Source organism: Aerococcus sanguinicola (assembly GCF_001543145.1).
GTDB lineage: Bacteria > Bacillota > Bacilli > Lactobacillales > Aerococcaceae > Aerococcus > Aerococcus sanguinicola.
In genome coordinates this window covers 1683119-1695389 of record NZ_CP014160.1, presented here as the reverse complement: position 1 = coordinate 1695389, position 12271 = coordinate 1683119, and the positions used below count along the sequence as shown (strand labels likewise).

At 47.7% G+C, this 12271-nt stretch carries 8 protein-coding genes; 4 read left to right on the top strand and 4 right to left on the bottom strand.

Going from position 1 to position 12271, the window contains the following annotated elements:
- Together leuS and AWM72_RS07550 are read right to left on the bottom strand one after the other, a co-directional pair.
- Window positions 1-2415, bottom strand: a complete 2415-nt coding sequence (gene leuS, locus AWM72_RS07555; protein WP_067975703.1) for a leucine--tRNA ligase — start codon at window positions 2413-2415, stop codon at window positions 1-3.
- 357 nt (window positions 2416-2772) lie between these two features.
- Window positions 2773-4530, bottom strand: coding sequence for a muramidase family protein (locus tag AWM72_RS07550; protein WP_067975700.1), 1758 nt, complete (start codon window positions 4528-4530; stop codon window positions 2773-2775).
- Between the two features lie 176 nt (window positions 4531-4706).
- On the opposite strand from AWM72_RS07550, the gene mnmM reads away from it, so the two are divergent.
- The 4 genes from mnmM (at window position 4707) to AWM72_RS07530 (ending at window position 7152) form a co-directional block, all read left to right on the top strand.
- Window positions 4707-5291: a tRNA 5-(aminomethyl)-2-thiouridylate-methyltransferase MnmM gene (gene mnmM, locus AWM72_RS07545; RefSeq protein ID WP_067975696.1), complete on the top strand. Its 585-nt coding sequence runs from the start codon at window positions 4707-4709 to the stop codon at window positions 5289-5291.
- On the top strand, window positions 5278-5958 hold the full coding sequence (locus AWM72_RS07540; protein ID WP_067975693.1) for a hypothetical protein: 681 nt from the start codon (window positions 5278-5280) through the stop codon (window positions 5956-5958). Before mnmM ends, AWM72_RS07540 begins: the two co-directional genes overlap by 14 nt.
- 114 nt (window positions 5959-6072) lie before the next feature.
- Window positions 6073-6771, top strand: a complete 699-nt coding sequence (radC, locus tag AWM72_RS07535) for a RadC family protein (protein WP_067975689.1) — start codon at window positions 6073-6075, stop codon at window positions 6769-6771.
- A 180-nt stretch (window positions 6772-6951) separates the two neighbouring features.
- Entirely contained in the window at window positions 6952-7152 is a 201-nt protein-coding gene (locus tag AWM72_RS07530; protein ID WP_067975685.1) for a cold-shock protein, read from the top strand.
- A 259-nt stretch (window positions 7153-7411) separates the two neighbouring features.
- On the opposite strand, the gene glmS is transcribed toward AWM72_RS07530, so the two are convergent.
- Window positions 7412-9220: a glutamine--fructose-6-phosphate transaminase (isomerizing) gene (glmS, locus tag AWM72_RS07525; RefSeq protein ID WP_067975681.1), complete on the bottom strand. Its 1809-nt coding sequence runs from the start codon at window positions 9218-9220 to the stop codon at window positions 7412-7414.
- 298 nt (window positions 9221-9518) lie between these two features.
- Window positions 9519-12158 carry a valine--tRNA ligase gene (locus AWM72_RS07520; protein ID WP_067975677.1) on the bottom strand — a complete coding sequence of 880 codons (2640 nt, stop codon included), beginning with the start codon at window positions 12156-12158 and terminating at the stop codon, window positions 9519-9521.
- Window positions 12159-12271: the final 113 nt, after the last annotated feature.

The following is a 12271-nucleotide window of genomic DNA, read 5'->3' as shown; positions in this document are numbered from 1 at the left end:
TTAGTTGGCTACAATATTAACCAGTTTATTTGGTACGGCGATCACTTTACGGATGGTTTTACCTGCAATCTCAGCTTGGATCAGTTCGTGAGCTTGGGCACGTTCAGCTAATTCTTCTTTCGACAAGTCTGCAGGCACTTCATCATGGGCCTTGATCTTCCCATTGACTTGGTAAACCACTTCAATTTGGTCGTCCGCCAAGAGGCTTTCATCGTATTCTGGCCATGGCACATAAGAAATCCCAGCTTGGCCAGTCAAACGTTCCCAGAGCTCTTCACCCAAGTGAGGGGTAATTGGCACAAGTAATTGAACAAAGCCCTTCATGTATTCAAAAGCTAGGGCTTCTGCCTTGTAGGCTTCGTTAATGAAGACCATTAATTGGGAAATAGCTGTATTAAAGTGTAATTTCTCATAGTCTTCTGTGACCTTCTTAACGGTTTGGTGGTAAACCTTGTCCAGTTCGCCAGTATTAATAGTTGTGATCCGGTCGCGCAGCTCGCCTTCTTGGTCGATCATTAAACGCCATACCCGGTCGAGGAACTTACGAGAACCAGCCAAACCTTCTTCACTCCAGGCAATCGAAGCATCTAGAGGGCCCATAAACATTTCATAGAGACGGAGGGTATCTGCCCCATAGGCTTCCACCACATCGTCAGGGTTCACCACATTGCCTTTTGACTTAGACATCTTTTCATGGCCTTCACCCAGGATCATGCCTTGGTTGAAGAGTTTTTGGAAAGGTTCCTTGGTTGGGACAATGCCTAAGTCGTAGAGGAATTTATACCAGAAGCGGGCATAGAGCAAGTGGAGAACCGCATGTTCTGCCCCACCGATGTAGAGGTCCACATTGAGCCAGTAGTTAGCAGCTTCTTCGCTAATCACGGCTTGGTCATTGTGCGGATCACAGTAACGCAAGAAATACCAAGAAGAGCCTGCCCACTGTGGCATAGTATTGGTTTCCCGTTTGCCCTTCATCCCTGTTTCTGGGTCTGTGACATTGAGCCAATCTTCAAAATTAGCCAGAGGAGATTCGCCTGTCCCACTTGGTCGAATATTTTCTCCCTTAGGTAAGAGCACAGGCAGGTCTTCTTCCTTAACCGCTGTTGTCGTTCCATCTTCCCAGTGGATAACAGGGATTGGTTCGCCCCAATAACGCTGGCGTGAGAAGACCCAGTCGCGTAGACGGTAAGAAACCTGGGCTTCACCCGCGCCTTTTTCTTCCAAGACTTCAATGGCTTTCTGGATGGCTTCTTCCTTATCTAGACCATCTAATTCAGCGGAATTGATATGTTTACCGTCACCGGTATAAGCTTCTTCTTCGATATTGCCACCTTCAATGACTGCTTTAATCGGAATATCGAACTGCTTAGCAAATTCATAGTCCCGGCTATCGTGGGCAGGAACGGCCATAATGGCACCAGTCCCGTAAGACATCAGGACATAGTCTGCAATCCAAACCGGAATTTCTTCTCCACTCAGCGGATTAATGGCATAAGCACCCGTAAAGACGCCAGTTTTTTCCTTGGCGAGGTCGGTCCGTTCCAGGTCCGCCTTATGAGAAGCTTCTTCCACATAAGCTTCGACTGCTTGGGCTTGGTCAGCCGTCGTAATCTTCTTCACTAAGGGATGTTCAGGCGAGAGCACACAGAAAGTTGCCCCATATAAGGTATCTGGCCGAGTGGTAAAGGCTTCAAAGCTTTCCTCACTATCCTTGATTTGGAAGTTAACTTGGGCCCCTTCTGACCGTCCAATCCAATTGCGTTGCATTTCCTTGATGCTCTCTGGCCAGTCGAGGTCATCTAAGTCTTCCAGCAAACGGTCCGCATAAGCCGTAATCCGCAGTACCCATTGTTTCATTGGGCGACGCACAACAGGATGGCCGCCCCGTTCGGAAAGCCCATCAATAACTTCTTCATTGGCGAGCACAGTCCCTAAGGCCTCGCACCAGTTGACCATGATTTCATCTTCATAAGCAAGCCCCTTCTCATAGAGCTTGGTAAAGATCCACTGGGTCCACTTATAGTAATCGGGGTCCGTCGTGTTCACTTCACGGTTCCAGTCATAGCTAAAACCGAGTGACTTAATTTGATTCTTGAAGGTTTCGATATTTTGTTCAGTGAATTGGGCGGGATCATTCCCCGTATCCAAGGCATATTGTTCAGCTGGCAAGCCAAAAGCATCCCAGCCCATAGGATGGAGGACATTGTAGCCCTGGGCCCGTTTCATCCGCGAAACAATATCTGTTGCCGTATAACCTTCTGGGTGACCCACATGGAGGCCGGCCCCAGATGGGTAAGGGAACATATCCAAGGCATAGTATTTAGGCAAGGAATGGTCCTCTAAAGTCTTAAAGCTATCGTGTTCTTCCCAATAGCCTTGCCATTTCTTTTCAATTTCTAAATGATTAAATGTCATCTTCTTCTCCTTTTCTATATCGATACAAAAAGCCCTAGCAAAATTTGCTAGGGCGTCTTTTACGCGGTACCACCTAAGATAAAACAACTTCTCATGGCCTTAACGCGGACGAAACGCCATAGCTTCACCAGTCGCTTAGCTATGGAGGTCTGTTAGATGAGTTCAACAAATGCCATGATATGCTCCCAGCTAACGCATACTCTCTTGACATGGCACGCTTGCCTACTACTTCTAACCCTTTTATCATATGGACTCATTGTATCACAGGATCGTCTCCCATGCCAGGGCCAAGTTTCTTCTCATAAAAAAGCCAAGTCCAAGTTAAGGACCTGGCATGGTGGCTTCCTTGGCCTCAGCCTATTTACCAGGAATGGTTAAGCTTTGACCAGGCAGGATCAGTGAATCTTGTTTCAAATTATTAGCTGCTAAAAGCTCATTTAGCCCTACCCCATGGTTAACTGAAATCCGGTAGAGATTGTCCCCCGCCTGGATAGTGTAGGCTTGGCTTTGAGCTGTGGCTGGACTGCTACTTGCTTGGCTTTGGCTGGCCGCATTGGCAGGCGCTTGGGCTGGAGTCTGTGCTTGGCTCCTTGCTTGAACTGGCGCTGCCTGGCTGGTCACTGCTTGAGAAGCAGGAGCCACTTTAGCAGGCGATTGGCTCAATTTCAATTCTTGGCCGACATAGATGTTAGACCCAGTGAGTCCGTTCAATGCCTTCAATTCTTGGACCGTCATGCCATTAGCTGAAGCAATCCGCCAGAGGGTATCACCCGCCTGAACCTTATGCCCGCTAGCAACCGGTGTCGCTTGGCTAGCTGGTGCTAGAGGACGGCTTGTCGCAGGTGCTTGTGTCGTTTGCTTAGCGCTCGTCTGACCACCAGAAGTGGAGAAGACTTGGCCTGGATGGATTAAGTTAGACGTTAAGCCATATTGCGCTTTAAGAGCTGAAACAGTCGTTCCTAGATTACGAGCAACGGTGTAAAGGCCATCACCTGGCTTAACCGTATAGGACTTGCCAGTCGACTGGCTACTTGTTTGCTTAGGCATTTGCTGACTTGGTGCCGGCTTAGACGCTTGACTACTATTGGCAGCCCCTACACTGAAGACTTGGCCTGGATGGATTAAGTTTGACGTTAAACCATATTGAGCCTTAAGAGCAGAAACGGTCGTCCCCAGCTTTCGTGCGACAGTATAAAGGCCATCGCCTGGCTTAACCGTATAAGACTTGCCCGTAGACGGCGTATTAGCCTGCTTAGTGTCTTGACTGCTTGGAGCTGGCTGAGCCTTTTGACTGCTAGTGGAGGCTCCCACGCTGAAGACTTGGCCTGGATGGATTAAGTTTGACGTTAAACCATATTGAGCCTTGAGGGCGGAAACACTTGTCCCTAAGTTGCGTGCCACTGTATAAAGGCCATCCCCTGGTTTAACCGTATAAGACTTGCCAGTACTTTGCTTTTGACTAAGATTTTGACGAGCTTGGGTCTTAACTGATGGCGCGCTGCCTCCTTGGTCATAGGCAGTCAAACCATACGTTTCGATCAAGTTGTTTAGCTTGGGGCCATAAGAGGTGTCCGTCGCATAACGGCCAGTTAGCCAAGCTGTCGCATCACGATAGGAGTTGGTATTCGATTTCCATGCCCCACTGTAGAAATTAGAATTAAAGGAAGGGCCGTTCTTCAAGAGACCCACATAGTCAATTAAGGACTCACGATAAGATGGATAAGCTCTAAAACCGTCACGGATCCCATAATAAGAACCTGAGCCATTATCTTCAAGGGTATTCATCACGACTGAATTGCCTTGGTAGTTTCCTTTGATACCGAAGAGATTGTTATAAGGTGCTTGAGATAAGCTACTTGATCCCCAGCCTGATTCAAGGACGGCTTGAGCAATCATCACAGAAGCATAGAGGTCATTTTGACCTGCAAGTTCAGTGGCATGGGGAACCACTTTGTTTAAGAATTGATTGGTTCTGGTCGAAGTGGCTGTGACTGCGACTTGGTCTGCAGACACGGTTTCTGTTAGGTCGGCACTGACTGCTGCCACAACAGCTGCAGACCCACAGATTAAGGCACCAGTTTTCAAAAGTTGAGCTTTATTTAATGTCAATTTCAACGTGTCAGCCTCCTGTTTAAATTTACTTGTTTCTATTATAATTCAAATCTAGCTAAAATGGGGTGAATTTTATAAAAGTATGGACTTTTAATATTTGTAACCTTTTTGTAATCTAGGAGGAAATGCTATAATAAGCCTAAGCTTTGAACTCCAATTTAGAATCGAGGTTGCAATTCATGCATAATATTATCCAAATCTACCACCACATCATAGAAGAGAGCCTGAGTCCCGGTATGACAGCGCTCGATGGCACCGCTGGAACAGGCCAAGATACTGCCTTTTTAGCCCGTTTAGTTGGCCAAGAAGGTATGGTCTATGCCTTCGATATCCAAGCTGAGGCGATCCAGCGCAGCCAAGAACGCTTAGAGAAAGAAGCGTTGGACCAGCAAGTGACTCTCATCCAAGCGGACCATGCCTGCTTGGACCAGTATTTGCCAGAAGGGCTTGCAATCGATCTAGCTTGCTTTAACCTAGGCTACCTGCCCGGTGCGGACAAGGCCATTATCACGCAGGGCCAATCAACTTGTCAAGCCTTGGACCAATGTTGCCAGTATCTTAAAGCAGGGGCTAAGATTCTTGTCGCCGCCTACCTAGGACACCCAGGAGGTATGGAAGAATATGAGACGGTCTGCCAACACCTAAGCCAGTATCCCCAGGAGGCTTTCAATATTAGCCAAGTCCAGTTCATTAACCAACGCAATCTCCCACCTCGCCTGATCATTATTGAAAAGAGAGGAGGAAGTGCGCATGACAACCATTAAAAAGCTAGCCAATTTTAAGGTCTATAGCTTGCATTTAGCCAGTCTATCAGCCCTAATCCTGGCCTTCCAAGTGGACCAGTGGCGCTGGCAAGCCTGGGCCGTGATTTTGCCCTTTCAATGGCTCTTAACCGAACTTTTCTATTGTTTTACAGACGGTAAAGAACTTAGTCTAGTCAAGAACATCAAAGGCCTCCTCCTTACTGAAGTTCTTGTCTGGCTGCTCTTCATCCTGGCCTATTTTGAATTTGGTTGGCCGGTTCCTCGCCTCCTCATCCTCTCCTACCTTTTAGTCCACTCCAGCCTGCTCAGCCATAAACTGGTCAAGTTAATGCCCCACCTGGCCTATGTCGGTAGCCTCATCATCTATACTTACCTTATTCTCTATACGAATAGCCAGCTAGTTAGCCACCAATACACCGCTTTCTACCTCGCCCTCTTTCTAGGCCTGGCTGCCCTCTTCACGCGCTCGGAAGTCCACGATCCTATCTTTTCTGGTGAAAAGAGCTTCTATCGATTCTTGGGCATTCTTAGCCTCATCGCGAGTTTGATCCTGGCTAGCTTTCTTCTTCCTCAAGGCGCTTGGTTTATCCTCATCGCCTATCTTCTCGCCCTCCTTATCCAGTACGACCACAAGCAGGCTCTCAAAAAGAGAACTGCTAATCAATAAAAAGTTTTGGGTCTCCTCAGTCATAGCTGAGGGGATTTTTGTTTTTATCTTTTTAATATCTCACTTAATGAATTAGTCGATCGATGGTTTATATATCTATAAGGAGGCAGAAAAATGACAGATAATTTACCCCTCATTCTTCAATTCAAAGACCTTGATAAAGAATCCCGGCCCCGTGAACGACTGATTGCTGGTGGAGCTGAACGCCTCGCCAATTATGAATTGTTGGCTATCCTCTTAAGAACAGGAAGCCGCCAAGCCTCGGTCCTAGACCTAGCCGTGCGCGTCCTAAAGTATTACGAGAACCTCTATGACCTGCGCTATGCGTCCATCGAGGAGCTCACTAAGATTCCTGGCATTGGCCAAGCCAAGGCGGCCGAACTCCTGGCCGCTCTTGAATTTGGCAAGCGGGTCAATCAAGCCCAGTGTCCAAAATTTGGTCAGATTGGTTCTAGCCAGGAGGCAGGCAACTGGTTGCTCAATGAGATGCGCCACTACAAACAAGAACATGTCTTGGTCCTCTTTCTCAATACTAAGCATGAAGTAATCCGTCAGCAGACCATCTTTATTGGTTCCTTAATCATGAGCGTGGCCCACCCCCGAGAAATCTACCACGCAGCCGTTCGCTGCTGCGCAGCCCGCATTATCGTTGGCCATAACCATCCTTCAGGCAACCCCTCTCCTTCCCAGGCTGATATCGATTTTACCCAGCGACTCCTAGACTGCGGCAGCTTACTAGGCATTGACCTACTCGACCATATCGTGGTAGGGAGCGAAGACTTTGTCAGCCTACGCGAGTTCGGTATTTTTTAAAATAAGTCTAAATTGGAGTCTTATGATTTGCCCAACTTATAAACTACTGATATAATACTAGTCAGTGACCTTTAGGATTTTAATTTAAAAGTTTTAACTAGCATTAAAACGGCTAATTTTTCCTCTTAAGCTTCACTAAATATTTTATTGTGCCAAGGCACAGGGAGGATTTTATACATTATGGAACAAGGAACAGTTAAATGGTTTAACCCAGCAAAAGGTTTTGGCTTCATCGAACGTGAAGGTGCTGACGATGTCTTCGTACACTTCTCAGCTATCAACGATGAAGGCTTCAAAACACTTGAAGAAGGTCAATCTGTTGAATTTGAAATTGAAGAAAGCGACCGTGGCCCACAAGCGGCTAATGTCAACAAATTATAATTCTTCAAAAGAGAGTGTGGCAAAATTCGATCAGGCCTGAACCACTGGAACGAACTATGGGAAATCGTTGGTAAACGATTGGACATAGTTCGTGAAGTGGATGTCAGGCCTGACTTTTGGAACACGTTTTTGAAAAATATTCGCTTTTTAAAACGAGGCTGGAACTTTTGTCCCAGCCTCGTTTTTATGCCCAAAAAGGCCGCAGGAGAAGGTACTAAGCCCTTTCCTGCGGCTTTTTCTAATTTTATAGCTAATTCGCCTATTCGACGGTTACGGATTTGGCTAAGTTTCTTGGTTTATCCACATCATAGCCCCGTTCAATCGTGGCGTAGTAAGCGAGAAGTTGAGCGTAGACGATGCTCACCAGCGGCAAGAGACACTCTTCTACCTGCATCACCAGCAATTGGTCCCCCGGTCTTTGGCAATTTTCGCTGGCAATATGGATAACTTGAGCCCCGCGCGAGCGGACTTCCTCCACATTACTCCGCACCATTGCAGCCGTCTTCTCTTGAGTAATCAGCGCAATGACCGGCGTCCCTTCTTCAATTAAAGCGATAGTCCCATGCTTCAATTCACCAGCAGCAAAGCCCTCTGCTTGGATATAAGAAATTTCTTTTAATTTAAGGGCTGCTTCCAAGCTAGAGTAATAGTCCAATGACCGCCCAATATAAAAGGCAGTCGATTGGTCAGCAAAATACTGACGGGCTAGGTCATGGCAGCGATCTTTTTCACTCACAGCTGCTTCCATGGCCTGGGCTACCCGCCCCAATTCCTGCTTCATATCGAAGGCGAGCTTTTCGCCTTTTGCTTGGGCCAAGGCACCGGCAAGAATGGCCAATACCGCCATTTGCGCTGTGTAAGCCTTAGTCGAAGCAACCGCGATTTCTGGTCCCGCATGGAGGAGGAGGGTATCGTCTGCTTCACGCGACAAGGTAGACCCTGGCGTATTGGTAATCGTTAAAGAAGGATAGCCTTCTTCATTGGTCTGAACCAAAACTTGCCGGGAGTCAGCAGTTTCTCCAGATTGGGAGATATAGATAAAGTAAGGCTTCTCACTCAATAAGGGGCGGGCATAGGCAAATTCCGAAGCGATACAAACCTCAACCGGAATCTTAGCCAAGGATTCAATCAAGGCCTTGCCCATTAAACCGGCGTGCATCGAAGTCCCCGCCGCAATGATATAGAGGCGGTCGGAAGCTTGGATCTTCGCTAGAATATTAGGATCTACGTTTAAATTTCCCTGGTCATCACTGTAGGCTTGGACAATCCGACGTAGGACTGCGGGTTGTTCGTCGATTTCCTTAAGCATGTAATAAGGATAGGTCCCCTTCTCCAAATCATCCGCATTGAGACGGGCCGTATAAGCTTGGCGTTGGATTGGCTGACCAGACGCATCTTGGATATGGTAGGCGTCGGCTTCCAGGTCAATGACCTCTCCATCATGGATTTCTAGGTATTGGTCGGTCAATTGAATGGCCGCCATAGCATCAGAAACCAAGCAATTAAAGCCTTGACCAAGCCCCAATAAGAGTGGACTTTTGTTCTTAGCCGCGTACAAATGATCAGGATTCATTTTATCCAAGAGCACAAAGGCATAAGAGCCCTCAACTTCATTCAAGGCCCGCAGGAAGGCTTCCTGACCAGTAAGTTGGTCTTTCTCGGCGAAGTAAGCGATCAGTGCAACGACCACTTCCGTATCCGTTTGGCTCTTAAAGGGATAATCTGCTAGATATTTTTCTTTGACTTCCTGATAATTCTCAATTACCCCATTATGGACCAGGCTAAAACGACCATCCGCGGATTGGTGGGGATGGGCATTGGCCTCGCTAGCCACACCATGAGTCGCCCAGCGGGTATGCCCAATCCCAGCACTTGCTGATGGGTCAGCTTCGACCTTATCCCGCAAGGCTTGGATCGGTCCAGCTGCCTTAAAAAGCCGACCTTGCCCTTGAGAATTAACGGTAAAAATCCCCGCTGAATCATAACCTCTGTACTCCAGACGTTCTAGTCCGTTCAAGAGGGCCTCTGTGACGTCCCCTTGACCAATAAATCCAGTAATTCCACACATATAAATTTCCTCCTAAAGATAGAATAACTAGATCTTCCAGCATCTGGCCTGCCCCTTGTGTATTTGAGGGCCTGCCTATAGACCATGCAGCCTCTGAACCATCCGCCGATTATTCGATAAGTTCAGTCCTCGTCACCTATTCCTAGGCCTGGCGCTATCCCTATAGGATTTCCTTAAATGAATTAGAAGATCCCTTCTATTTTATACTAAGCTTTTTTAGCTTGTCAATCAATTACCATAAAGCGTATTAATAGAAAAGGCCGGGACCTTCTGTCCCAGCCTTTTCGTTATTATAAAGCTAAGCTTTTAAATCTTCAATACGTTCCAGGGTAGCTTGAAGTTTTTCTTGGTATTGGCTACCTTTTTCCCGTTCCTTAGCGACAACTGCTTCAGGAGCATTATTGACAAAGCCTTGGTTGGCTAATTTTTTCTCAACTCGGGCAACTTCATCCCGCCATTTATCGGCTTCTTTTTCAAGACGGGCAATTTCTTCGTCGAGATTTAAGAAACCAGCTAGAGGAAGGTAGACTTCACCGGCATCGAAGAAGAGAGTCATGGCCTTATCGGGGACTTCTAGATCTGTCGCAATGGTAAGATGGTCAGGGTTCAGGAATCGGTCCAGATAATCACTATTAGCCTCTAACATGTCCTTAGTGGCTGGACTATCCGCCTTAATTTGGATATCGATCGCCTTAGAAGGCGCCACATTGTTCTCATTCCGTGCATTGCGGACCGCACGGATAAGGCTGATTAAAGCCTCCATTTGCTTGGCTGCCTCTTTATCGATTTGATCCGCTTGAACTTCGGGATAGGCTGCAGTCACGATGCTACTACCTTCATGGGGCACATTTTGCCAGATTTCTTCCGTAACAAAAGGCATGATCGGATGGAGCAAGCGCAGGATTTGGTCAAGGGTATAGGCAAGAACTGACCGGGTCGTTAACTTAGCGGCTTGGTCATCGCCGTTCAAGACTTCCTTACTCATTTCAATATACCAGTCACAGAAGTCATCCCAGATGAAGTGGTAGAGCGAGCGTCCAGCTTCACCGAATTCAAAGTTATCGAAGTTACGGGTGACTTTTTCAATCGTTTCATTTAAGCGGGTCAGGATCCACTTATCGACAATATTCGTCACCTGGCTCAGATCGATTTCATCATAGCTGAGGCCATCCAGGTTCATCAGGGCATAACGGCTGGCATTCCAAATCTTATTGATAAAGTTCCAAGCAGCCTCTAGTTTTTCTGGATAGTAACGGATATCCTGACCAGGTGTCGATCCAGTGGCTAGGAACCAGCGGAGGGCATCTGCTCCGTATTGGTCCACCACATCCATTGGGTCAACCCCATTGCCCAGAGACTTGGACATCTTGCGGCCTTCTGAATCGCGAATCAAGCCGTGGATCAAGACATTTTGGAAGGGACGACGACCGGTAAATTCCAGGGATTGGAAGATCATCCGGCTGACCCAGAAGAAGATAATATCATAGCCTGTTACCAGGGTGTTGGTTGGGAAGTAGCGTTGGTAGTCCGCTGCCTCTTCATCCGGCCAGCCCATGGTAGAGAATGGCCAGAGCGCACTGGAGAACCAGGTATCGAGGACGTCTTCATCCTGGGTCCAGTTTTCTTCGTCAGCAGGAGCTTCCATGCCGACATAGATTTTCCCTGTTTCATTGTGGTACCAGGCTGGAATTTGGTGGCCCCACCAGAGTTGCCGTGAGATTACCCAATCATGGACATTCTCCATCCAAGAAGTAAAGGTTTGTTCAAAACGTGGAGGGTAGAAATCTACGCGGTCTTCCGTTTTTTGGTTAGCCAAGGCCTTCTCAGCCAGCGGCGCCATCTTCACAAACCATTGGGTCGATAAGCGGGGTTCAACAACGGCATCTGACCGTTCGGAGTGCCCCACACTGTGGACCATTTCTTCAATTTCAACCAAGCTACCATCCGCCTTAAGGTCCTCAACAATGGCCTTGCGACACTCTTCCCGGGTCATGCCCTGGTACTTGCCAGCCTTTTCGTTCATGGTCCCATCGGCATTCATCACATTAATCCGCTCCAGCTGGTGGCGGTTGCCGACTGCGAAGTCATTCGGATCGTGGGCAGGTGTAATCTTAACCACCCCGGTCCCAAATTCCCGGTCCACATAGCTATCTGCGATTACAGGAATTTCCCGCCCGACTAAGGGTAAAATCACCGTCTTACCGATATAGTCTTGATAGCGTTCATCGTCAGGGTGGACTGCTACAGCCGTATCCCCAAGCATGGTTTCAGGACGGGTAGTTGCTAGGCGGAGGCTGCCAGAGCCATCAGCCAAGGGATATTCCAGGTGGTAGAAGGCCCCCGCATCATCCTTATAGACCACTTCGATATCGGACAGAGCGGTTTGGAAGACCGGGTCCCAGTTGATAATATATTCGCCACGGTAGATCAATCCCTTCTCATAGAGGGTCACAAATACCTTGCGAACTGCTTCAGATAAACCGTCATCTAAGGTAAAGCGTTCGCGGTCATAATCAACCGAAATCCCCATCTTGGCCCATTGCTTACGGATGGTTTCAGCGTATTCTTCCTTCCACTCCCAGGTCTTATCGATGAAGGCTTCCCGACCTAGGTCATAACGAGAGACATTTTCTTCCTCACGCAATTTTTGTTCGACCTTAGCCTGGGTAGCAATCCCGGCATGGTCCATCCCAGGTAGCCACAAGGTGTCATAGCCTTGCATCCGTTTCTGGCGGATAATCATATCTTGGAGAGTCACATCCCAAGCATGGCCCAGGTGGAGTTTACCCGTCACGTTGGGTGGTGGGATCACAATCGAATAAGGCTCTACATCAGGATTGGCATTGGGTTCAAAAACCTTGCTATCCAGCCATTGGTCATAACGGCCAGCCTCAACTTCATTGGGCTGGTACTTTGTTGGCATATCAATTTCTTGCATGACAGACTTCCTTTCTTAATTGACAACTTTTTCGACAGGCAGGCGTCCCTTCATAAGGAAAAACACCCCATCCCTCGAAAGGGATAGGGTGTAAGTTTACACGGTGCCACCTA